This is a genomic window from Hymenobacter glacieicola (assembly GCF_014640315.1).
In the GTDB taxonomy this organism is placed as follows: domain Bacteria; phylum Bacteroidota; class Bacteroidia; order Cytophagales; family Hymenobacteraceae; genus Hymenobacter; species Hymenobacter glacieicola.
In genome coordinates this window covers 37,263-59,823 of the sequence record NZ_BMGS01000004.1, presented here as the reverse complement: position 1 = coordinate 59,823, position 22,561 = coordinate 37,263, and the positions used below count along the sequence as shown (strand labels likewise).

The window sequence follows — 22,561 nt, the reverse complement described above, 5'->3', positions numbered from 1 at the left end:
TGTACTCTTCCAGCACGTTCAGTAAGGGTTGCAGCGTTTTTCCCTTCGCTACATCCGACAGGCTCATTGACTACTGCGCCCGTCGGAAAGTCACCTAACTAATGCCGGATAAACTTTGATCGGGTGATTCCGCCCTCTTTCCCCACTCGCCTGTCGCTCAAAATAATAAGCTCAGTGGGCGACAGAATTTCAATAATGAACGTCATGGTGCCCTGAATAGGGTTTACCAGCGTCAGGCTACTGTCGTGCCAGCTGTAAGTGCCACTCCAGCTGAGAATATCGTCTGTAATGGAATCATAACTTTTGTCTTCCCGGAAGATGAGGTAGGCTTCCCGCTGTCCAGCCGCGTTTGGTTCATCATAAATGACGCCGCCATCTTTGTTGTACAGGGTTATATGAACAGATTGGGAGTCCCAACGCCCAGCCAATTTTGCGGCCGGGACTGGCGCCGGCTTGTCTTTAGAGCAGCTAAGCAAACTGATACTAAGCAGTAGGATAAGGCAGCGGAATAACAAAGACGTGGGCATTGCAGAGTTTATTTCCTATCTGAAAGCCCAGGTGGGCATAGAGCACGCAACAAGTGCAGCTTAGTGCTTTCGGAGCGTTAGCACTTCAACGGTCCCAGTTCCTCGTCCTTCGCGACGAGAGTCATTCACCAGCACCAGATTGGTATCCGTAAAAGTAGTAATCTGCTGCGTAGCCTGATTCTGGCTAGAGGTATTCGTAAGGGTAGTGTTAGTGTAGCTATAGGTTCCAGTAAGAGCTAATTTGCTATCCTGGTATCGCTCGAAGGTTTTATCAGCTTTAAAGATGGTGTAGTAGCCATCCGGCACATTCAGCACGTCCGATTTAGAAGTAACGACGCCACTCGCGTCGTATGTAGTTGTTTGCATTGTTCTTACGTCCCAACGACCTACTAAGTCTTTTAATGGCTCTGGTTTAACGGGAGTAACTTCTTCCTTGTCCTTGTCTAAACAGCTAACAGTAGCCCCAGCGGAGAGCAGCAGAAATACATAAGACAGTAGGCGAGTACGCATAAAAAAACAGGTAAGTGAAACCGGTACGAAGATACTCTACTTCATTATACTACTGATACTGCCGTTATCGGGGTAGCATACTTTAGTGCCTTCTCATTGCTTACCAGTGAGTAAAGATTTGCTTTCACAGGCAGTACTCCTCATCCAGCCCGCCGGCCGGCCAGAAATAGCGTCAATAGACAGCCCAGCCCTACCCCTTAAAAAAATAAAAACCGCATTTCTGAAATAGAAATGCGGTTTTAGCAGAGAGGATGGGATTCGAACCCACGATGAGCTTTAGACCCATACACACTTTCCAGGCGTGCTCCTTCAACCACTCGGACACCTCTCTAGGATGCGGGGAAGTGGCGCAAAATAACACCCGATTTTCGGGATACGCAAGCCCTGCGGCGGTAAAGCTCAGATTATGGTGATTTCGCCGCGCAGGTCTTGGGTAAGCAACTGGCGGGTAACGGCGGGTTTCTGCTTGAGGCCCAGCACGAACATAAGCTTGGTTATGGCTGCTTCTACCGTTATGTCGTCGCCGCCGATAACGCCCAGGTCGGTAAGGTAGGCGCTGGTTTCATAGCGGCCCTGCATCACCCGGCCTTCCTCACACTGGCTTACATTCAGCAGAAATATGCCCCGGTCCGTTGCGTCGCGCAGGGCCTTGAGAAACCAGGGGGCCGTGGGGGCGTTGCCGGAGCCATAGGTTTCAAGTACGCAGCCGCGCAGCCCGTCGGCTTCCAGCTGCACCCGCAACATGCGCTCTGTCAGGCCCGGGAACAGACGCAGAATGGTCACCTGCTCGTCGAGGTGCTGGTGGGCGCGCAAGGGGGCCGCGGGTAGCAACCGAATCTGCTTGTCGTTGAAATCCAGCTCTATGCCAGCCCGGGCCAAGGGCGGATAATTCTCGGAGCGGAAGGCATTATACTGTTGGCTCTCGACTTTTTTGGCCCGGTTACCTCTGATTAACAGGTCATTAAAAAAAACACACACCTCCGGTACGCGCACGGTGCCTACCATAGGGTGGCGGGCCGCCGCCATTTCCAGGGCCGTTACTAAGTTGCGCCGGGCGTCAGTCCGGATGCGGCCCACGGGCACCTGAGCGCCGGTAAACACCACTGCCTTACCCAGGTTTTCAAGCAGGAAGCTCAGCGCCGCCGCCGAGTACGCCATGGTATCGGTGCCGTGTAGCACCACGAAGCCGTCATAGTGGGCGTACTTTTCCTCAATGAGGGCCGCCAGCCGCAGCCAGTCCTGCACGGTCACGTTGCTGGAGTCGATGGGCTCACCGAGGTTGGTGACTTCCACCCGCATGTTGAGCTGACGCAACTCGGGCATTTTCTTCCGAATCTGCTCAAAGTTCATGGGCACCAGCTCCCCGCGCCGGTTGTACGTCATCCCGACGGTGCCGCCGGTATAAATGACCAGAATGGCCGTTTCAGGTTTATCGGGGGCTGGAAGCGCAGGAGTAGACAACGGGCGGATGGCTTGGGTGGTAAAAGGGCAACTGACGAACAAGCTGAACGGGCCGACAAGTTAGGAAACGTCGTTCAGGCTTCGTGCGGCGCTACGAAGCTCATTAGCCTGCTACCTCCCCAAACAGGGTCAAGGTGTTGCGGGTGGTAGCCTCGGCTACTTCCTCGGGGTCTTTGCCCAGGATTTCGGCTACCCGGCGGGCTACTAAGGGCAAGTACGCGGGCTCGTTGCGCTTGCCCCGGTGCGGAATGGGCGCCAGGTAGGGGCAGTCGGTTTCCAGCAGCAGGTGCTCCAGACCAATACCGGGCAGCACCCTATCGAGGCCGCCGTTCTTGAAGGTGGCCACGCCACCGATGCCCAGCTTGAAGCCCAACCGAATCACTTCTTCCGCTTCTTCGCGGGTGCCGGAAAAGCAGTGAAACACCCCGCGCAAGGAGCCGTCCTGGGCCGCCGTAACAATATCAGCGGCTTCGCGGAAGGCCTCGCGGGTATGCAGCACCAGGGGCAAATTGTGCTTTTTGGCTAAGTCGACCTGAATGCGCAGGGCCTCCTGCTGCTCCGCAAGGTGGGTTTTATCCCAGTACAAATCGATGCCGCACTCCCCCACTGCGGCGAAGGGCCGGCGGTTCAGCCAGGTTTCTACCTCGTACAGCTCCTTTTCAAACTGGCGGGTAACGTGGCAGGGGTGCAGGCCCATCTGGGCAAAGCACTGGGTAGGATATTTGGCTTCCACTTCCAGCATGGGGTCAATGCTGGCGTGGTCGATGTTGGGCATGAAGATGGTCCGGACTCCGGCCTCAAAGGCGCGCAGCAGCATCCCATCCTGGTCGGGCTTAAACTGCTCGGAGTAAACGTGGGCGTGCGAATCAGAAAGTTGCATGCCGCAAAGGTGGCGAAATCGTGACTTTGTGTGGGCCTAGGAGTGGCATCCTGCCCGAACGGTACCCCAGCGGCGGGGCTAGGTAAGGCACAGAAAAAGCCCGTCCTCCTTTGCTAGGCTCAGGAGGACGGGCTTTTTTACTTACAGTATGACAGCTCTACTGCCTCATTCGTTTTCACATCTACATCCCGCCCAAGTTACAACTTCACTTCTCCGGTCTGGCGGATGTCGCGGGAAGAACTGCCGACTAGCAGCTTGAAGCTGCCAGGTTCCAGCACCCACTGCTTTTTGGCCTCATCGTAGTAGCGGAAGGCCTCGGGGCCCAGGTTGAGGGTCAGGGTTTTCGACTCGCCGGGCTTCAGGAATACCTTTTCGAAAGCCTTTAGCTCCTTTTCGGGGCGCTTCACGCTGGCCTGCTCATCCTGCACGTAGAGCTGCACCACTTCGGCGCCTGCCACCTTGCCGGAGTTACGCACCGTGAGCTTGACGGTAGCGGATTGCTTGCCGGGCTGCACGGTAAGTTTGCCGTAGTCGAAGGAGGTATAGCTCAGGCCGTGGCCAAAGGCGAATTGCGGGGCTACCTTGTAGGTATCGAAGTAGCGGTACCCCACGAAAATATCGTCTTTATACGTCTGCTTCAGGGGGTTGCCGGGGGTGCTGGGGTACTCGCCCAGCTTATGGGCCGGCGAGTCTTCCAGCTTCACGGGGAAGGTGAAAGGCAGCTTGCCCGAGGGGTTTACGTCGCCAAACAGGATGCTGGCCAGGGCGTTGCCGCCTTCCATGCCGGGGTACCAGGCCTCCACAATACCCTTGGCCTGCCCGGCCCACGCCGACACGTCAATCGGCCCGCCGCCCAGAAGCACTACCACCGTATTGGGGTTAGCCTTCAGCACGGCCTGAATCAGCTCGTCCTGCCCGAAGGGCATTTTCATGTCGGGCTTGTCGTACCCTTCCGCGTCGTAGGCGTTATCCGACCACACTTTATAGTCGTAGCCGTGCGTGGAGCCGCCCACGATGATGGCCACGTCGGCGGCTTTGGCGGCGGCTACGGCCTGCTCAATCAGCTGCGGATCAGCCTTTTGGTTGCGGGCAATTTTGTAGCCAGGGGCGTAGGTGATGGTGGCCTGGGAACCCAGGGCTTTCTGCAGGCCCTGGAGCGGCGTAATTTCATACTTGGCCTTCACTTGGGAGCTGCCGCCGCCCAGGGCATTTTCACGGGTAGCGTTGGCCCCGATAACGGCAAAGGACTTCGCTGTTTTCTTGAGGGGTAGGATGTTGCCGTCGTTTTTGAGCAGGACAATGCCTTCTTCGGCTACTTTGCGGGCCGTGGCCTGGTGCTCGGGAGTGTTGTAGGCGCCGGGCTTGCGCTTGGCCCTATCCAGCATGTTGGTGGCGTACATCACGCGCAGAATGCGGCGCACTTTGTCATCGAGCAGCGGCTCCAAAGACTTATCCTTTTTCACCGCTTCCAGGGCCGGTTTACCAAAGAAAAACCGATCATAAAGGCTCGGCATATCCTCTTGTTTCACCTGGCTGGCCGTCTGATCCACGCTGTTGTACATCAGGGAAAGGTCAGTACCCATTTCCAGGTCGGTGCCGTTGCGCAGGCCTTCCTGCGTGTCATGCACCGAGCCCCAGTCACTGATGACCAACCCCTTGAAACCCCATTCCCCCTTTAGAATGTCGTTCATGAGGTAGGCGTTGTGGGTGGCGTATTGGCCCCGAAACTTGTTGTAGGAGCCCATTAGGGTATGGGCCCCGCCCTCTTGAATAGCGGCTTGGAAGCCCGGCAAGTAGATTTCGCGCAGGGCCCGCTCGCTCATGTACACGTCCACGTCGTTGCGGTGCTCTTCCTGGTTGTTGGCGGCGTAGTGCTTTACGCTGGCCGATACGCCCTGGTCCTGCACCCCGCGGATGTAGCCCACCACCATCTTCGACACGAGGTAGGGGTCCTCGCTCAGGTACTCGAAGTTGCGGCCATTCAGGGGCGTGCGCACGATGTTGATGCCAGGCCCCAGAATAATGTCTTTGCCCCGGAAGGCCGCCTCACTACCCAGCACCGAGCCGAAGGCATAGCCCAGCGCGGGGTTCCAGGTAGAAGCCAGCGTGTTGCCGGTGGGCAGGTAAGTACCCGAATCGTTTACGCCTTCGTCGGGCTTCCAGTCGCGGCCGTGCTCCAGGCGCACGCCGTGCGGACCGTCGGAGGTAACTATTTCCGGAATGCCCAGGCGCTTCACTCCCCCCGAGTTGAAGGAGGAGGTAGCATGAATCATGGCAATCTTTTCTTCCAGCGTCAGCTTTTTGAGCAACTGGTCGATTTTGGCCTCGTTGCCCATCAGGGCCTGCTGGCGGTTGGTGCCAGCCGCCGTGCCCTTCGCCGCCGAAGTAGCGGGGCGGGCACTGGCGTTGGATTGGGCCGAAGCTAACGGGGTAGTAGCGCAGAACAGGGCCGCCAGGAGCAGGGCCCGGGAGCAGGATGGAAATGAGAGGAACATAGAGCTAAAAAACGCGCGGTGGAAAGTAACAGCGGGAAGGCGGGCCAACAGGCGTAGGCCGCGGGTTGGTCCCGGCGAAACGGGAATATCATGCCTTCTTCCAGTGACCAACGTAACCAAAGGTATTGGCAGGACAGAGGAAAATCTACTGTTAAAACGCGGAATTACAGTCCTTGGCGGGCTTTCATCGTTTCTTCATACGCTTAGCGCACACGTAGCCTGGCTGCAGCACGGCCTTGTTTGGGGCTGAACCGGGAAACCGCAGCGGTTAAAAAACAATCAACTTTTACCGGTAAAGGCGGCCCTTCCAGCTGAAAGAAAGAGGTAGCAGCCGAAACACAACCAGGCTTCCGGTAAGAACAATCGTGTACAGCTCAAACGCGGGCAGGAGCGCCAGCGGGGCGCGGCGCCCTACTCGCCCGAAGCAAAGGCCGGCCAGCACACCTTGCAGCAGCACCTTGCCCAGCCATACGCCCAGCGCCGCCAGCGGCCCTGCCACCACGGCCAGTCCGGCCAGCAACAGATAAAAAGACCCGTACAGGCCCAGGCAGGTTTTCAGCCAGCCGGGCAGCTGCTCCACCCCGCGCAGCCACCGCCGCCGTTGGTGCAACAGCCCCCGCCACAAGTACATGGGTAGCGACTCGGCCAGGATTTCAGGCCGGAACAGGTTGCGGGAGGAGTACCCCGCCCGGAGCACGGCCTTGAACAACTCAAAGTCCTCGGTAACGGAAAAGGGTAGCCGCTCGTAGCCGCCGGTGGCCTCGTAGGCGGCGCGCGTGATCAGCATGTTGTTGCCCATGGCCGTCACGGGCCGGCCCAAATCCGTCACTACCTGCACCAGGCCCAGGGCCATGAGCCAGTCGAGGCCCTGCAGGCGGTGAAACAGCCGCGGCCCCGTCACCAGGGTCAGGCCCGTCACGATGCCGACGCCGGGTTGGGCATGAGCCAACAGCCCCGTCAGCCAAGTCGGCGGCACGGCAATGTCGGCATCGGTTATGAAAAAGTAGCTGGTGGTAGCGGCGCGGCTGAGGTGGGCCAGCACGTTGGCCTTGCCGCGGGCCGTGCCCACCGTCTCGGTTATTGGTACCACGCGAAACAAGCCCGCGTAGCCTTGCATGGCGGCTTCGGCCACCGCGGCCGTCTGGTCAGTGGAGCCGTCATCCCCGAGCAGCACTTCTACCAGCTCCGGGGGGTAGTGCAGGGCCCGGATGGCGCGCAGGCAACGGGCAATGGCCGTTGCCTCGTTGCGGGCCGCCAGCAGAATGCTTACCCGGGGCAGGGGTTGGGGCACTGCCCCGGGCTGCTGGCCACGGGCGCGGGCAAAAAGCACCACGGCTGCTGTCAGCAAGGCAAACCAGCCGGTAAAACAAAGCGTCAGGAAAAGCATAAGGCGCACAAAACGGCCAGGAAAAACCGGAACCCCTACCCCTTGCTACAAGGCGGCAAAGTGGTAGCCCCGCTCGGCAAAGTACGCCAGGTAGCGCGGCAGCACGTAGCGCAGGTTGCGGCTGGCTTTTACGCTGTCGTGAAACACGACGATGGAGCCGGGGCGGGAGTGCCGGATGGCTGCCGCCAGGCAGGCCTCGGGGGCAAAGTCAGGGTCATAGTCGCAGGTCAGCACGTCCCACATAACTACTTGGTAGCTAGGCCGAAGCAGGCGCGCCAGGGGCCGGGTAATGCGGCCGTAGGGCGGGCGCAGCAGAGGCCGGGCTGCGGGCTGAAGTTCCTGCAACAGGGCCTGACACTGGGCTACATCCTGCACGTACTGGGCGCGGGAGTGGCTCCAGCCACTGATGTGGTGATACGTGTGATTGGCCAACCGGTGGCCGCCGGCCACTACCGCGCGGGCTACCTCAGGGTGGCGGCGCAGGTTGTCACCCACGCAGAAAAACGTGCCGCGGGCCTGGTAGCGGGCCAGCTGCTCCAGCACGAAGGGCGTTTCCTCCGGAATCGGGCCGTCGTCGAAGGTCAGGTAGAGCGTGGGCGGACCGGAAGCGGGCATCTGCCAGAGGCAGTCGGGCAGCAGGCGCCGCACCAGGGCCGGCATTCGGAACAGATGCATGGGAAAGTTAGTGGGTGGTTATTAGGGGTAGTTGCTGGTTGTCAGGGGCTGGTGGGCGGTTGCAGTGGTAGATTACAGGGGGCAGGCGGCTGTCAGAACCATGCTAAACCCTTCTAACAACGCCCCCTACCCGCTTTCACTGGCGGCCAGAATTTCCTGCCAGAGCAGACGGGCGCTTTCGGCCCAGGAAAACCGCGTGGTATTCTGTAACCCTTTTTCTATCAGCTCCGTGCGGTAGCTTTCCGAGGCGTACACCTCCCCTAGCCCGGCGGCAATGGAGTCAACGGAAAACGGATCGACCAGGCGGGCGGCCCCGCCGGCTACCTCGGGCATGGAGCTGCAATCAGACGTAATGACGGGGGAAGCGCAGGCCTGGGCCTCGATGATGGGAATGCCAAACCCCTCGAAGTAAGGCACATAGCAGGTAGCCAGGGCTGCCGCGTACAGCTCCCCCAGCTCCGCGTCGGTTACCCGGCCAGTCAGGTGCACATCCTGGCGGTAGCGCATGCGCTGGTACACCTCGAAAATGGGGCCGGCTTTCCAGGCGGTGCGGCCCACCACCAGCAGCTTGGCCGGGGCTCCGGTGGCGGCCTTGAACTGGTCGAAGGCCCGCAGCAGGTTTACCAGATTTTTGCGGGGTTGCAGAGCGCCCACAAACAAAAAATACGGCTTGCCGGTGCTAAACCGCTCCCGGGTGGCCTGCTGCACGGTGGCCGGCTGGGGCCGGAAGTGGGCGTCGGCGGCGTTGTACACCACGCTGATTTTCTCGGGCGCTACCCCGTAGGTTTCTACCAGGTCCTGGCGGGTAGCCTCCGACACGGCCACTACCCGCCGGGAGGCCTGGGCAAAACGGGGCGTAAAATACCGGTAGTAGCGCAGCACCAGCGGGCTTACATCCTGGGGAAAATGCTCGAAGGCCAGGTCATGAATGACCGTGACGCGGGGCACGCGGGTGCGGAGCGAAGTGTAGCCGTCGGGACTTAGAAACACGGCCGGCCGGTGGCGGCGCAACCAGCGGGCCACGGCCCCCTCAAACCAGGCCAGCCACAGCAACGGGTGGCGGGCCGGTGGCCCCAGCACGTGCGGTACCACGTTCGGCCCGAACCGATACCGCTCATCGAAGGCCCGATCGAACAGAAAGTGGAAGGTATGCTCGGGATGCTGCTGCACGAGGTGGCGCAGCGTCTCGTAGGTGAAACGGCCGATGCCCTCCAGCTTGTCGCCGGGTAGTAAAAAGCGGACGTTGACGGCTATTTCCAAGGACTTATGAAGGAAGAGGCAGAGGAATTACGAGCGTGTTTTCGGGTGAAAGAGGCGGCTTGCTACCCCGCTGGCGGCCGGCGCAACTGCCGTAGCTCACTTGGTTTTACTACCCCCAGCCCGGCCACCAGCAGCAGCAGCCAGAGCCCGGCCGCAGCGGCTTCCAGCCACCACGGCAGGCCCGCGTAGGTTCGCAAGCCATACCAACCCGCGCATAACCCACTGAAGACTACTGCCAGTCGTAGCAGCATAACCCAGGGCAGCTGCACCCCGGTGCGGCGCGGCACCAGCCACACGTACCCGGCCGATACTACCACCGCACATAACAACGTGTTGACGGCCCCGGCCAGGGCGCCGTAGCGGGGCATAAACAAGAAATTCAGCCCCACATTAACCACAATGCTACCCGTCACGAGCCAGGAAACGGGTTTTTCGTGGTCGGTGCTGGTGAGCAGGGTGCTGTAGATGGCGAAGAAGGCGTGGACCAGCACGTTCAGAAACAGCAGCTGCAGGCACTGGGTCATGTGGGCTACCTCCAGGGCGGAGCTATGAGTAAACTGAAAAAACAACAACTCGCCCCGAAACAGGCCAAAACCCACCACAAACAGCAGGGGCACGGTTACCACCCGCTGCCCAAACCAGAGCAGCTCCTGCTGCTCCTGAGTTCGGCCGGTGGCGTGGGCAAAGCGGGCGAAAAACAACGGCAGCACCGTCCACAGGTACATCATCACGGCATCGACCCAGCGGTAGGCGGCGGCGTAGTAGCTGGCTTCCTGGCTCGATACCAGCCGCTCCAGCATCAGCATGTCTACCCGCTCGTTCAGGCCATACACCAGCGTAATGAAGGCCAGCGGCACGCTTTCCAGCAGCACCTGCCGGGCCTGCTGCCAGCGCGGGCGCAAGGCCACGCGCCCGTAAAAGCGCCGAATCAGTCCTACCAACAGCAGAAACGTGAACCCTACGGCTACCGTGCGCACGGCTACGTACCGGTCGAGGCTCAGGCCCAGCGGAAGCAGCGCCAGCACCAGGCCCAGCAGCAGCAGCCGCTCCAGCACCGACAGCACCGCATCGAGGTTGAAGCGCTGGTGGGCTTGCAGCACCCCGCGCAGAAACAGAATGTATTGCGTGAGCAGCAGCCCGGCCGCCGTAATGGTCAGCAGCACCAGCCAGTGGCCCCGGTAGCCTAGCACCCACCCAAGGCCCACGGTAGCCAGCAGAAAGCCCACTCCCAGCCCGGCCCGCAGGGGGAGCAAGGTGGGAAAGAACTCCGTGAAGAAGCCCGGGGAGGCAGCCAGCCGCTTGGTTGTCAGCTGGGTAGTACCTACGTCGGACACGGCCGCCACGATGGTAGCCAGCGTGAGCAGGGCCGTGAACGTGCCGAATACCTCGTGGCCCAGCCGATCCTGCACCACGTTTTCCAGCACCACCCAGCCCGGTTTCACGAGCAGGTTGAGCAGCACCACAAAGCTGATATTTCCTAAAAAACGTTTGATGCCGCTGGCGTTAAGCTGAAAAGATACCCGGACCGGCGCCCGCCCCAGGCTAGCCGCCCGCGGAATGGTTTGGCGCAAAACTAGGGAAATTGAGCCGGCCAGCTTCGGGCACTAGGCGCATCCTGCGGCCATTTTTCCTCTATATTTGCTCGCCGCCGCCGTTAGGCCTTTCCCCTTCCCGGGCGGGCGGGCTGGTTTGTATTATGTCAGAATCGTATTCGCTGCTGGGTTTGTGGCCCATTATTAACCGTTGGAAAAAGCTGGTGGGCACGGCCCTGGTGCTGGCCCTTATTACAAGCGTTCTGGTTGCCCTGACCCTTCCCAACATCTATAAATCGACGGCCGTATTCTTTCCTACCAACCCACAAACCACTGACCCCGACCGTATTGCCACGGAAGGCAGCAAGCTGGAGCTGGGCGGCCGCACCGAAGACCTGGACCGCATCATCACCATTGGCCAGTCGCAGCCGGTGGGCGAGCTGCTCATCAAGCGCTATAAGCTGCACGAGCACTATCAGGTGGGCCCGGCCGGTACCGACGCCGCCGACGATGCCGCCCTGCGCGAGTTCAGCTCCAACCTCGACATTGTGCATAACGAGCGGGACGCCATTGAGCTAACGTTTCAAGATAAGGACAAGCTGCTGGCCGCGCGCATTGCCAATACGCTGGTGCAAGTCATTGACTCCGTGAACCAGCAGCTGACGCTGGAAAACCGCCGCAACGTGCTGGGCCTCTACCAACAGCGCTACCAGTTTCTGAATGCTGAGTTTGAACGCTCCCGCCAGCAGTTACTGCGGGCCCGCCGCCGCTACGGCATTTATGGGCTCGAGCAACAGTCGCGCTACCTGGCCCGGGAAATCATTAAAGTGGAAACCGACCTGCGCATTGCGGAGGGCAGCGGCGCCAGCGCCAGCAAAGTGGCCGGCCTGCGCCGGGCCCTGCGTGGCCTCACCGAGGCCGACCAGGGCAATGTCATCAACCTGGAAAATTACACCCAGGGCGTCGATTCGCTGAACCTGTTTACTACCCGCATGACGGATTTGCAGGACCGCCTGGTGAAGGCGCGCGGCGAGTACGAAACCGCCGACGTAGCCCTGAAGGGCAAGCTCTCGTCGTTGTACCTGGTGCAGAAAGCTTACCCGGCTACCAAGAAAAGCAAGCCCGTGCGCTGGCTTATTGTGGTGGGCTCGGTGTTCCTGACCCTGGCCCTGTCCGTGGTGGTTATTACGCTGCTGGAGCTGTGGCGGCGCTCTAACCGCCGCCCTGCGGCACCGCTGGGCGCATGAAGGCGCGGTTAGCCCAGTGGTTTCCCCACACTCCGGAGCAACGCGTGTTTGCGGGCTTCATTGGGGTGCTGCTGGGCGGCGGCGCGGCGGCGGTGCTACTGCACTCCCCGCTCGGCCTGCTGCCCCTGGTGGCGGGGCTGGGCGTGCTCCTGCTCCTGACGGAGTGGCGGCTGCTTTACTACCTGCTGTTCCTGACGCTGGCTTTTTCCCGGGAGATGCCCTTGCCCGGCGGCCTGAGCCTGGACGTTCCCTCGGAACCCCTGCTGCTGGTCCTCACGGGCTGCGTGCTGGCTACGTTCCTAATGCGTCCCCAGGCCGTTTCGGGCCGGGAACTCCGGCATCCGTTGGTGGTTATCCTGCTGCTGATGCTGCTGTGGTCAGCGGTGTCCACGGCTTTTTCCGTCGACACGACCAAGTCCGTGAAGTATTTGCTGGCCAAAACCTGGTACTTGGTGCCCTTCGGGCTGGGTACGCTGCTGCTGCTGGCGCGGCCTGCGGCCTTGTGGCGCGTAGCGGGCATCTATACTTTCGGGGCCTGCCTTACGGTGGTTATTGTGGCCGTTCGGCACGCGGGGCACGGCTTCAGCTTTGAGTCCATCAACGAGGCGGTGCAGCTGCTCTACCGCAACCACGTCATCTACGCTACGGTGCTGGCGTTGCTTCTGCCGTTTACGCTGTACGGGGCCCGCAGCACCCAGGGCGCAGCCCGCCTCGGCTGGCGCGTGGCCATGGGCATTCTGCTTTTTGGCCTGATTACGTCTTACACGCGGGCCTCGGTACTGTCCTTGCCGGTGGCGGGCGTGTTCTACGGGGTAGCGCGGCTGCGCCAGACGCGGCTGCTGCTGGTGGCGGCCGTGGTAGCCCTGGTGGCAGGCGCGGGCTACTTCCTAAATCAGAACAACTACATGCTGTACGCCCCGGAGTTCGAGAAAACGGTGTTTAACGGCGAGAACTTCAGCAAGCACCTGGAGGCCACTTACAAGCTCCAGGACGTATCGGGGATGGAGCGGGTGTACCGCTGGGTAGCGGCCGGCCGCATGACGGCCGCTAAACCTCTGGTGGGTAGCGGCCCCAGCACCTTCTACCCCGAGTACAAGCGCTATACCGTGCGCAGCTTCCGCACCTACGTGAGTGAGAACCCCGAGAAATCGACCACCCACAACTATTTCCTGCTGGTACTGGCCGAGCAAGGCTTTCCGGGCCTGCTGCTGCTGCTGATTCTGCTGGGCACGGCCCTGCTCACGTTCGAACACCTCTACCACCTGACGCGCCCCAGCACCCAGCCCCGGTACGTACTGCTGGCCTGCGGCACGAGCCTGGTTATCATTATCTTCCACTTGCTGCTCAACGAGTTAGTAGAAGTAGACAAAATCGGCTCCTTCTTCTTTCTAAACCTGGCCATGCTCATCCGGGTAGGAACGTGGGCGCGAAGTGAGGTAATGAGTAGTGATTCGGTGATTTAGTGAGGTAGTGAGTAAAACTCGTCTGTCATCCTGAGCGCCGCGAAGGACCTTATCCCGTCTGAACGAGTCGTAACAACGAGTATCGTGCTGACGGGATAAGGTCCTTCGCGGCGCTCAGGATGACGGGCAGTTGGTGTGCGTACTTGGAGTTTGGTCAACTCACCACTTTACTACCTTACTTAAACCGGCAGCTCAGGATGGTTACGTCGTCGGCGAAGCGGGTGCCGTGGAGGTTGTAGGCCTCTATTTCGCGCAGGAGCTCTTGGTGCACCGTGGCCAGGGGGGCGTAGCGGTTATGACGCAGCACGCGCAGCACGCCTTCCTCCCCGAACTCATTCTGCTCAGCGTCAAACACTTCCGTTAGGCCATCGGTGTAGGAAAACAGCATGGTGCGCGGGGGCACCTGCACCCGGCCTACCTTCAGCATGGGCAGCTCGTCCATCACGCCCAGCATAATGGTGCCTTCCTTGAGCAGCTGAATCGGGCCGCCGTCGGAAATCAGGAGCGGGTCGTTGTGGCCGGCATTCACGTACTGCAGTTCGCGGGTGCTCCGGTCGTAGAGGCCGAAGAAGACGGTAATGAACTTGTCGCCGCCGGCGTTGCGGAAAATCAGGTTATTCAGCTCCTGGGCCACGGTGCCGATATCGGCCTGCTGACGCAGCAGGGTGCGCAGGCCGGCCTGAAAGTTCGACATCAGCAAGGAAGCCGCCACGCCCTTGCCCGACACGTCGGCGACGCAGAACAGGAAGCGGTTGGCATCCAGGTCCACTACGTCGTAGTAGTCGCCGCCCACGGCGGTGTGGGGCACGTAGGAAGCGTGCACGGCCACGTGGGCATCGTTGGGCAATTTACGGGGGAAGAGCATGGTTTGCACCTCCTGGGCAATTTCGATTTCCTTGCGCATGGCCGCGTTGGCCACCCGCTGCCGGGCCAGCCGCCGGTTTTCAATGGCCCCAATGAGAATGTTGCTCAGGGTTTGCAGAAACTTGGTGGCTTCCTCATTGGCGTAGTCTTCGTGCACGTTGCCAATGAACACGTAGGCCAGCACGTCGCCGTTCTGCACCACCGGAATAACGGTTTCCAGGTGTTGCCACTCGGGGCCCAGGTCGCCGAAGCTGCTCAGGGGGCAGGGCGTAGAGGTGCACTTTTCCAGAATGATGGCGGGCAGCGTCAGCTTCCGAAAGTCGGAGAGCCCCGCCCCGAAGGACACCATGCACTGCCACTGCCCTTCCTCCTTCACGTAGAGCACCAGCCGGCGGATGTTGAGCTGGCCCAGCAAGGTGAACTGAAAAATTTTATAGAGGGCCGCTTCCGTGGGGTCCAAATTGATGGCCTGGGTAATTTCCAGCAGGGCCCCCAACTCACGCTCCTTCAGGAACAGACGCTTTTCGGGAGTAATAGTCGGCATATGGTGAACGGGTGAAATTGTGAATGGCAAAAGGGAATGGCGACGGGTGAAACTGTGCGTTGGAGGCTCAGGGGGAAGGTACGTGGCGCAACCGGCGCAAGCCGAGCGGCAATTTTACCTCTTCACCATTTCACCCGTTCACCATTCATCCGAGAGGGGTTTTGGGGTCGTAGGCGTCGCGCAGGCCGTTGCCCAGCAAGTTAAAGCTCAGCACCAGCAGGCTAATTACCAAGCCGGGCAATAGCGTCAGCCAGAAACCGGCGCTGGTACCCAGCAGCTGAAAGCCTTCATTAACCATCAGGCCCCAGGAAGGCGCCGGCGGCTGCACACCCAGGCCCAAAAAGCTCAGGCCGGCTTCCAGCAGAATAGCTGCCGCAAAGTTACTGGTCGCCAGCACAATCAGCGGGCCGGTCATGTTGGGAAGCAGGTGGCGCCCGATCAGGCGGCTCTGGGGCAGGCCTAGCACCCGGCCCGCTTCCACAAAGGTTTTCTCGCGCAAGCTCAGCATTTGGCCCCGCACCACGCGGGCTACGTCCACCCACATGGTCAGGCCCACGGCCACGAAGGAGGTCCAGACGCCTTTGCTGTCCAGGGCCAGGGAAATGGCAATAACCAGCATAATGCCCGGAATGCTCCACACCACCGTCATCAGCCCCAGCAGCAGGCTATCGACCCAGCCGCCCACGTAGCCAGCCACGGCCCCAATGAGCATGCCCAGGGCCATGGAAATCAGCACGGCCACCAGGCCAATGCCCAGGCTCACGCGCGTGCCCAGCAGCAGTCGGCTCAGCTCGTCGCGGCCCGACTTATCGGTTCCCAACCAGTACGTGCGCCGCACGATGCGCTCCTGCTCTACCTCGCGCTGCAGGCGGGCAGCCGGCCCCGCGTGGCCCGCCACGGCGGCTAGGGAGTAGCGCTGGGCCCGGTCGGCCAGGGCCGAATGGTTCTGGTAGGGCGTGGTTAGCAGGGAGTCGCCCACGATGCGGTAGCCGGCAATGGGCACCTCCCGGAAGCGCGGCTCCCGGCCCTGCCACCACGTCAGAAGGGGGTTGGAGCCCGCGCTGGTGCGGTTGGAGTCAGGCAGGGGAAGTTGCAGAATGGTGGCCTGGAAGCCCGGCGGCTCCTTTTGCAGCTGCACGAGGCCATTGTTGGCGTTGGGCGAGTTATCGGGCAGCACCCAGTAGCCCAGCAGGGCCACCAGCGTACACAGCACAATAAAGCCCAGGCCCAGCATGGCCGGGGTGTTGCGCAGCAGACGCTGGCGTACGTAGTAGCCCGGCGGCCGGGCAATCGGCTCAGACGAGGGAGCAGTTACGGCCACTGCTAGCGGGTATTATGTTGGAGCAGCCCTTGCTTGGAGGCCAGAAAATAACAGTCGCGCACGATGGCCCCGAAGGAGCTTTCCTCGAAAGCCAGCTCCGTGTCGGGGTCGGGCCAGAAGCTGCGGATCAGGTCCTGCTCGAGCAAGCTGCGCAGGTGGCGCTCCAGCTCGGCGGGGGCCAGGCCAGTTTTGCGGCTGAGCTCGGCGAAGGGCGTAACGAAGTAGAGCTCGTCCAGGATGTCAAATTCGGCGTCGGTCACGGAGAAAGGCGGGTGGGTGTGCAGGGCAAAGGTAGCTTCCGGAAGGGTTAGGTAGGTAGCACCGGTACAGGGCCGCCCCTTGCACCCGGTAAAACCCCGGGAGGTAATTCTGTTAAGCTGTCATTCCGACCGTAGGGAGGAAGTTGGGTTACTTACGAGAAGCCAACCCAACTTCCTCCCGGCGGTCGGAATGACAGCTTAGAGCGTTTGTTATCTAAGCTACTACCCTTTGGGAGCAGGAAAGTACTTTACAGTGCTGCTACCCCAGTAGCACCAGAGGCACTTACTTGGTAGCTGCGGGACTCAATATAGGCCACAATGGCTTTAATTTCCTGATCCGAGAGCTGGAAGCTGGGCATCTGCTGCTTCTGGTACTGATTAAATATTTTCACGGCATACTCGTCGCCGTGGGCTACCATTTTGCTGGAATTTTTCACCCAGGCTGTAATCCAGGATATAGGCCGGCGCCTGCTGAGGCCCGCCAGGGCCGGCCCCACTACTACCTCATTGATGGCGTGGCACTGGGCGCAGTTGGCTTTGAACAGGGCATCACCAGCGGCAACTGCCTCAGCATCAGCCCCTGCCGGCAACTGATGCGGCGAGGCGGGTCCGGTGGCCGGCTCATCGGGCTTGCTAGCCAACGTGACTTTCACAGGCGCCGGTTCCGGCTCCAGCAGTCCGCTCACGGAAAGCCCAAAGACCATAATCGTACAGAAAATCAGCACAAGACTAGCCGGCATCACAACTTCTAACCACGTCTTATTCATAAGGAATGGGATGAATGATGAAACACAATGACAGAATAAGTACGCGCCGAAATGCCGTATATGCAAGCAAAAACGCACTTTTTAGCGGCTAGAAAAGCGTGTTCTGCTACGCTACGTCGCAGTCGTTTGCCGGCCCTTCCACTCGTAGCTGCCGCGCAGGCCCAGCAGGCCGGTTGCCAGCGCATACGGGCCATAGGCCAGCTGCAGCACGGGCACCCACCACAGCCACCCGGGCCGCCCCAGAAACCGCAGCACCGGCCGCAGAAATACCACGTCGGCGAGCAGCTTGAGGGCCCAGGCGCTGAGCACGGCCGCGCCGGGCGCGGCCCCCAGCAGCCACAGCCCCGCTCCTACCGGGAAGGTGAGGTTGCTCAGCAGCACCAGCACGGCCAGGCGCCGAGGCGCGGCGGCCTGGTAGTGCCGCCACTTGCTGGCCCAGCGCACCCGTTGGCGCAGCAACAGGCGCACGGTAGGCTGGGCAGCCGTCTGCACCACGGCACTTTCCCGGCGCAGAAACCGGATGCTACCCGGAAAGGCCGCGTGCAGCTTATGAAGCAGAAACTCATCGTCGCCGCTGGGCACGGCCTCGTTGCCCCGGAACCCGTCCACGGCCAAGAAATCAGTGCGGCGGTAGGCCAGGTTGGCGCCATTGCACATGGTAGGCTGGCCCGCCCCAATGGAGGCTGCCCCTACCCCTACCAGCCCCGCCAACTCCAAGCCCTGCAAAGTAGCCAGCCAGCCCCGGCCCGTGAGCAGCACCGGCCCACTGATAAAGCGTGCTTCGGCATCCTGGGCCACCAGCTCGGCATAAGCCCGGACCCACCCGGCAGGCACGCGGCAGTCGGCATCGGTGAAGAGCAGCCAGGGGGCGCGGGCCACCTGAATACCGGCCTGCACGGCGGCCTTTTTGCCGGTAGGGGCGCCGGGCTGATTAGCTAACTGCACCACCCGCACCGGAAACGGCAGACGGGCGGCCGCTTCCGCTACCACGCGGGCAGTAGCATCCGTAGAATGGTCATCAAGGACGAGCAGTTCGAAGCCGCCCGCAACGGGGTACTGCCTACTAAGGTCTTGCAGGAGTAGGGGCAGGTTTTCGGCTTCGTTGCGGGCGGCTACCAAGATGGAAAATGTGGGCGGGGCGGCGCCTTCAGCAACCGGGGCAGTAGTTGCAAGTGCGCCGGCCGCTTTTCCAGCCGCTTGTAGCTCTTGCGCGGATTTTCCGGGGCCAGATAGCTGGTGCTGCCAGGCTTGCCGAAACCGCAGCATCTGCCGGAGGTAGACGCCATTTACGCCAAGCAGAGCCAGCGCAGCTGCCCAGGCCGCCCCGTCCATCAGGAAGCTACCGGCGCGGGCCGGCTATTACGGCGCTTGCGCAGCACCTTCATTCGCAGCACAAAAAACAGCCCGATGGCGCTGGGCACGGCAATGTTGAGCACCCACAAGCTCAGGCTGGCGCTGAGCACCGGCAGCACCGGCTCGCCCAAGAGCCCAAATAAGTGCGTGGCCGATAGTTCCCGCACGCCCACATCAGCCAGAGCATTCAGGGAAGGCACCAGGGACTTGAGCAGAAACGTACCCGCTACGGCCGCCGCCGAAGGCCCCAACGGTGCCCGTACGCCATACGCCAGCAGCAGCAGCCCAAACTGGGCGCAGAACACGGCGTAGCGCAGGCTGGAAATCAGCAGCACGGCTGTAAGGGCGCGGGCCGGGTAGGTGGGCATGACGGCCAGAAACCGGCTGAACCGCCGCAATGGCCCCACGGCCTGCACCGCCGCCACCAGAACCTGCGAGTAGTACAGGGGTAGCAGCACAGCCGCGTTCAGCCCAAGGGTAGCTACCGCTACTCCCAGCTGCGCGGCCGGGTAGCCCTTGAGGTAAAACCGCAGCAGAAAGTACAGCAGCCCCCCGGTGCCCGCCACCACGGTAGCCACCAGCTGGCAGTAGCGCCCCAGAAACACGGCGCCCAGCGCATCCAGCCGCCGACTTTTCAGCTCCATGATGCGGCCGGCGTAGTCGCCTACCCGGTTGGGCGTCACGAACCCCAGGGTCAGGCCCACCAGCACGGCCCGGAAGCTGCGCCGAAACGACACCGGCTCCAGGTGCCGGGCCAGGCGCCACCACTTCCAGGCTTCCAGTCCCCAGTTCAGGGGCATCAGCAGCAAAGCCAGCAGCACCGGCCCGCGGCCCTCCCCGCTCAGGGTGCGCCGGAGCAGCCCGCGCCAGGCCGCTGCCGTGGCCTCATCGGCCACCACGGAGTGCCAGAGCAGGCCCAGCGTGAGCAGGGTAATACCTAGTTTGCCCGCCACCACCAGCCCCCGCCGCCGAGGCGCGGGTTCTTCCGGCTTTTGGACGTAGTTTTGTAGGTGGGGCGCAGACAAGTGGGCAGCAGGTTGGTTTGCCTTGGCAAGTTACCGACGAAAATCTACGCTGCTCTGCCTATCTTCTCGCCTCCCTGTAACGCGCTATGATTCTACCCCTTGCCTCTGCTGACCTGCTGCCCAAAGTGATTATGGGCGTCGACCCCGGCACCCAGATTATGGGCTACGCCGTGATTGAGGTGCAGGGTCAGCGCGTGACGGTGCTGCGCTACGATGTCATCGACATGAAAAAGCTGGGCACCAACCACGCCCTCAAGCTCAAGAAGATTTTCGAGCGGATGGTGGAGCTGATCGAGGAGTTTCTGCCCGACGAGTTGGCCATTGAGGCGCCCTTCTTCGGGGTGAACGTGCAGAGTATGCTGAAGCTGGGCCGGGCCCAGGGCGTGGCCATTGCCGCCTGCCTTTCCCGCCAGATTCCCTACGTAGAGTACGCGCCCACCAAAGTAAAACAGTCGGTAACGGGTTCCGGCAACGCCACCAAGGAGCAGGTGGCACATATGCTTCGCCAGACCTTGCAGCTGCCCCCCCTTGAGGAGGCCCCCAAGTTCCTGGACGCCACCGATGCCCTAGCCGTGGCCCTGTGCCACCACTACCAGAAAGGCAACAACGTGAAGGCCGGCGGCAAAAGCTGGGGCAAGTTCCTGGCCGACAACCCCAGCAAGCTGGCCGCCCCCGTAGCCGGCAAAAAGGTAGCCGTTAAGAAGAAGCCGGCAGCGTAAGCAGGCTTACTTAACGTAATGTATGTTATACCTATCCTTTTAGAAAAGCGCTAATTTTTCGATTTAATAAAGAAGTCATTTACTTCTGCATATTTCTCATAACATATCTGACTAATCTCCTTTCCTATCTATGCAACGCCGCCCTATCCGCTCTACCTCGTTAAAAGCTGTTGGCTACGATGCCGCTACCCTTACGCTGGAAATAGAGCACCGCCACGGCGGGCTGGTGCGCTACACCGGGGTGCCGGCCGTTATATATGAGGCATTGCTGCACATTCCGGGCAAGGCTATGTTCGTGGAACAGGTAGTGGAGCGCGGCGGCTATACCCGCGAGCAGGTGCGCGGGTAGCTGCTGCATCTAAAGCCTCTACCCTACCCCGGGCTTCTCTTCCGTACTTTTTGGCGGGGCATGAGTGGCCAGTTTGCTTAGGGCGTGGGCGGCGGCGGTAGCTCCCGCAGCTCCAGGAGCCGGTCAGCAGCTACGGCCAGGAGCATGCCCGCCACCGGCGCCACCAGGTACACCCACAGCGCCTCCAGGTGTCCGCTGACCAGGGCTGGGGCCAGAGAGCGGGCCGGATTCATGGAAGCGCCACTGAGCGGACCGCCCACTAGGGCCTCCAGCCCCACGGTGGCGCTGATGGTCAGGCCCACCAACAGGCCTTGCTCATAATAGCTGGAGGTAACCCGCAGAATCACCAGCATCAGCCAGAAGCTCAGAAACAGCTCAACCCCAAAGGCCTGGCCCGCGTCGTGGGCCGGCAAGGTGGCGCCCAGTGTGGAGCCTGACGTGGCCAGCAGCTTTACTAACCCGCTACCTCCCAGGGCCCCAACTAACTGCGCCCCCACATAGGGTAGCACCCGCCGGCCAGGAAAGCGCCCCGCCGCCCAGAAACCAACCGTTACGGCCGGATTGACGTGGGCTCCACTCACGTGGCCCAACCCCTGAATTAATACCAGCACCACCAGCCCAAAAGCCGCCGCTACGCCACCGTGGCCCAGGGCGTGGGTTTGCTCATCTACCACGGCTGCCCCGGTGCCAAACACCAGCAGTACGGCCGTGCCCAGCGCCTCGGCCAGCAGGCAATGACGAAGCATCGTTCTCATACAGTAGCTCCGAAAAAAGCAGGGGCCGCCCACCGGTGGGCAATCAACGTAACGTGTCGTTGGGGCATGAGCAGATGTTTGTCGTGAAGATACCGCACAGCTCGTAGTCCAGCCACTATGGCTTCGCCCCGTAGACAGAAACCGGCGCGTGACGGTAGCAGCCGGGAGGGTTGTAGCCGAGCTGAAGAGGAACCTTGCAGCAGTTGCCGGTTGTAGTGGCAGCCCACCTATTGTATCCTACGAAAGAAGCCGCCAGGGAAGTTTGCTGGGGCTGCATCTTCCGCGCCCTTGTTTACCGTATGTCTGCTCCAATGAAGAACCTGACCAAGTCCCTCCTGCCCCTATTGGCCCTGCCGCTGCTGGCCGCCAGCCTCCTCCCTTGCCACGCCGGGCCGGGCCCGGCGGCCCACCCCGCCCGAAGTCTGCCCGCCGCCCCCACCCCCGTGGACCACGGCACCTACGAGCGGTTGCTGAAAAAACACGTCAATGAAAAAGGCCTGGTAAGCTACGTCGGCTTCAAGGCCGATGAGAAGGAGTTCAATCAGTACCTGGCCTCACTCAGCAAGAATCCGCCGGCCGCTGGCTGGAGCAAGCCTGAGCAGATGGCCTACTGGATCAACGCCTACAACGCCTATACCCTCCGCCTCATCCTCGACCACTACCCCCTGCAAAGCATCAAGGACATTGGCTCGAAAATTCAGATTCCGTTCGTGACCACGCCCTGGGCGGCCAAATTCTTCAGTATTGGGGGCCAGAAGATGAGCCTGGACCACATCGAGCACAACATCCTGCGCAAGCAGTTCGACGACCCGCGCATTCACTTTGCCCTGGTCTGCGCCTCTATTTCGTGCCCGCGCCTGCGCCCGGAAGCCTACACGGCCGCCAGGCTTAACCAGCAGCTCGACGACCAAGGCCGGGACTTCCTGAACAACAAGGCCAAAAACCAGGTGGGCAAGACCCAGGCCCAGCTGTCCAAGTACTTCGACTGGTATAAGAGCGACTGGGAAAAGAACGGGCAGTCGGTGGCAAAATGGGTGAACCGCTACTCGGCTACCAAAATGAACGACAACGCGCAGGTGTCTTACCTGGACTATAACTGGAACCTGAACAAGCAGTAAGCCGCCCGGCCCGGGCCGCTTTTGGCGCCTACTTTCCTACCCTTTCCTT

Annotated in this window: 21 protein-coding genes and 1 tRNA gene; 5 read left to right on the top strand and 17 right to left on the bottom strand. The window is 61.1% G+C overall.

Annotated features, from left to right (window positions below; all coding sequences use genetic code 11):
• Positions 1-98 precede the first annotated feature (98 nt).
• From IEW18_RS08280 to IEW18_RS08235, 10 genes are all read right to left on the bottom strand, one after another.
• A complete protein-coding gene (locus tag IEW18_RS08280) occupies positions 99-476 on the bottom strand; it encodes a hypothetical protein (protein WP_188557371.1) in 378 nt (125 codons plus the stop codon).
• A gap of 111 nt (positions 477-587) precedes the next feature.
• The gene (locus tag IEW18_RS08275; RefSeq protein WP_505670729.1) at positions 588-1,037 is read right to left on the bottom strand and encodes a lipocalin family protein; all 450 of its coding nucleotides are present in this window, start codon (positions 1,035-1,037) and stop codon (positions 588-590) included.
• 243 nt (positions 1,038-1,280) lie between these two features.
• A tRNA-Ser gene (locus IEW18_RS08270) sits at positions 1,281-1,368 on the bottom strand.
• A 68-nt stretch (positions 1,369-1,436) separates the two neighbouring features.
• Positions 1,437-2,498, bottom strand: a complete 1,062-nt coding sequence (locus tag IEW18_RS08265) for an asparaginase (RefSeq protein WP_229728655.1) — start codon at positions 2,496-2,498, stop codon at positions 1,437-1,439.
• 103 nt (positions 2,499-2,601) lie between these two features.
• Positions 2,602-3,378, bottom strand: coding sequence for a TatD family hydrolase (locus IEW18_RS08260; RefSeq protein ID WP_188557369.1), 777 nt, complete (start codon positions 3,376-3,378; stop codon positions 2,602-2,604).
• 197 nt (positions 3,379-3,575) lie between these two features.
• Entirely contained in the window at positions 3,576-5,873 is a 2,298-nt protein-coding gene (locus IEW18_RS08255; protein ID WP_229728654.1) for a glycoside hydrolase family 3 C-terminal domain-containing protein, read from the bottom strand.
• A gap of 286 nt (positions 5,874-6,159) precedes the next feature.
• The gene (locus IEW18_RS08250) at positions 6,160-7,260 is read right to left on the bottom strand and encodes a glycosyltransferase (protein ID WP_188557368.1); all 1,101 of its coding nucleotides are present in this window, start codon (positions 7,258-7,260) and stop codon (positions 6,160-6,162) included.
• Between the two features lie 45 nt (positions 7,261-7,305).
• Positions 7,306-7,935, bottom strand: a complete 630-nt coding sequence (locus tag IEW18_RS08245; protein WP_229728653.1) for a polysaccharide deacetylase family protein — start codon at positions 7,933-7,935, stop codon at positions 7,306-7,308.
• A gap of 126 nt (positions 7,936-8,061) precedes the next feature.
• Positions 8,062-9,195, bottom strand: coding sequence for a glycosyltransferase family 4 protein (locus IEW18_RS08240; protein ID WP_188557367.1), 1,134 nt, complete (start codon positions 9,193-9,195; stop codon positions 8,062-8,064).
• Between the two features lie 62 nt (positions 9,196-9,257).
• Positions 9,258-10,766, bottom strand: coding sequence for an oligosaccharide flippase family protein (locus tag IEW18_RS08235; protein ID WP_188557366.1), 1,509 nt, complete (start codon positions 10,764-10,766; stop codon positions 9,258-9,260).
• A 125-nt stretch (positions 10,767-10,891) separates the two neighbouring features.
• Here IEW18_RS08235 and IEW18_RS08230 point away from each other — a divergent pair, with 125 nt between their 5' ends.
• A complete protein-coding gene (locus IEW18_RS08230) occupies positions 10,892-11,974 on the top strand; it encodes a GumC domain-containing protein (protein ID WP_188557365.1) in 1,083 nt (360 codons plus the stop codon).
• Complete coding sequence (locus IEW18_RS08225) at positions 11,971-13,437, top strand: O-antigen ligase family protein (protein WP_188557364.1); 1,467 nt, start codon at positions 11,971-11,973, stop codon at positions 13,435-13,437. Before IEW18_RS08230 ends, IEW18_RS08225 begins: the two co-directional genes overlap by 4 nt.
• A gap of 175 nt (positions 13,438-13,612) precedes the next feature.
• On the opposite strand, the gene IEW18_RS08220 is transcribed toward IEW18_RS08225, so the two are convergent.
• From IEW18_RS08220 to IEW18_RS08195, 6 genes are all read right to left on the bottom strand, one after another.
• Entirely contained in the window at positions 13,613-14,845 is a 1,233-nt protein-coding gene (locus IEW18_RS08220) for a PP2C family protein-serine/threonine phosphatase (RefSeq protein ID WP_188557363.1), read from the bottom strand.
• A gap of 145 nt (positions 14,846-14,990) precedes the next feature.
• Positions 14,991-16,166, bottom strand: a complete 1,176-nt coding sequence (locus IEW18_RS08215; RefSeq protein ID WP_188557362.1) for an ABC transporter permease — start codon at positions 16,164-16,166, stop codon at positions 14,991-14,993.
• A 2-nt stretch (positions 16,167-16,168) separates the two neighbouring features.
• Positions 16,169-16,426, bottom strand: coding sequence for a helix-turn-helix domain-containing protein (locus IEW18_RS08210; protein WP_188557361.1), 258 nt, complete (start codon positions 16,424-16,426; stop codon positions 16,169-16,171).
• 248 nt (positions 16,427-16,674) lie between these two features.
• Positions 16,675-17,193, bottom strand: coding sequence for a c-type cytochrome (locus IEW18_RS08205; RefSeq protein WP_229728651.1), 519 nt, complete (start codon positions 17,191-17,193; stop codon positions 16,675-16,677).
• Positions 17,194-17,304: 111 nt separating this feature from the next.
• Positions 17,305-18,459 (bottom strand): glycosyltransferase, encoded by a 1,155-nt coding sequence (locus IEW18_RS08200; RefSeq protein WP_262891887.1) that lies wholly within the window; start codon positions 18,457-18,459, stop codon positions 17,305-17,307.
• A gap of 65 nt (positions 18,460-18,524) precedes the next feature.
• Positions 18,525-19,571: a lysylphosphatidylglycerol synthase transmembrane domain-containing protein gene (locus IEW18_RS08195; RefSeq protein WP_188557359.1), complete on the bottom strand. Its 1,047-nt coding sequence runs from the start codon at positions 19,569-19,571 to the stop codon at positions 18,525-18,527.
• Between the two features lie 86 nt (positions 19,572-19,657).
• Between IEW18_RS08195 and ruvC the strand changes: the two genes are divergently transcribed.
• Together ruvC and IEW18_RS08185 are read left to right on the top strand one after the other, a co-directional pair.
• The gene (ruvC, locus tag IEW18_RS08190; protein ID WP_188557358.1) at positions 19,658-20,290 is read left to right on the top strand and encodes a crossover junction endodeoxyribonuclease RuvC; all 633 of its coding nucleotides are present in this window, start codon (positions 19,658-19,660) and stop codon (positions 20,288-20,290) included.
• A gap of 130 nt (positions 20,291-20,420) precedes the next feature.
• On the top strand, positions 20,421-20,639 hold the full coding sequence (locus tag IEW18_RS08185; RefSeq protein ID WP_188557357.1) for a KTSC domain-containing protein: 219 nt from the start codon (positions 20,421-20,423) through the stop codon (positions 20,637-20,639).
• A 77-nt stretch (positions 20,640-20,716) separates the two neighbouring features.
• Here the strand turns inward: IEW18_RS08185 and IEW18_RS08180 are convergent, their stop codons facing one another.
• Positions 20,717-21,385: an MIP/aquaporin family protein gene (locus tag IEW18_RS08180; RefSeq protein WP_229728650.1), complete on the bottom strand. Its 669-nt coding sequence runs from the start codon at positions 21,383-21,385 to the stop codon at positions 20,717-20,719.
• A gap of 308 nt (positions 21,386-21,693) precedes the next feature.
• On the opposite strand from IEW18_RS08180, the gene IEW18_RS08175 reads away from it, so the two are divergent.
• Positions 21,694-22,512: a DUF547 domain-containing protein gene (locus tag IEW18_RS08175; protein ID WP_229728649.1), complete on the top strand. Its 819-nt coding sequence runs from the start codon at positions 21,694-21,696 to the stop codon at positions 22,510-22,512.
• Positions 22,513-22,561: the final 49 nt, after the last annotated feature.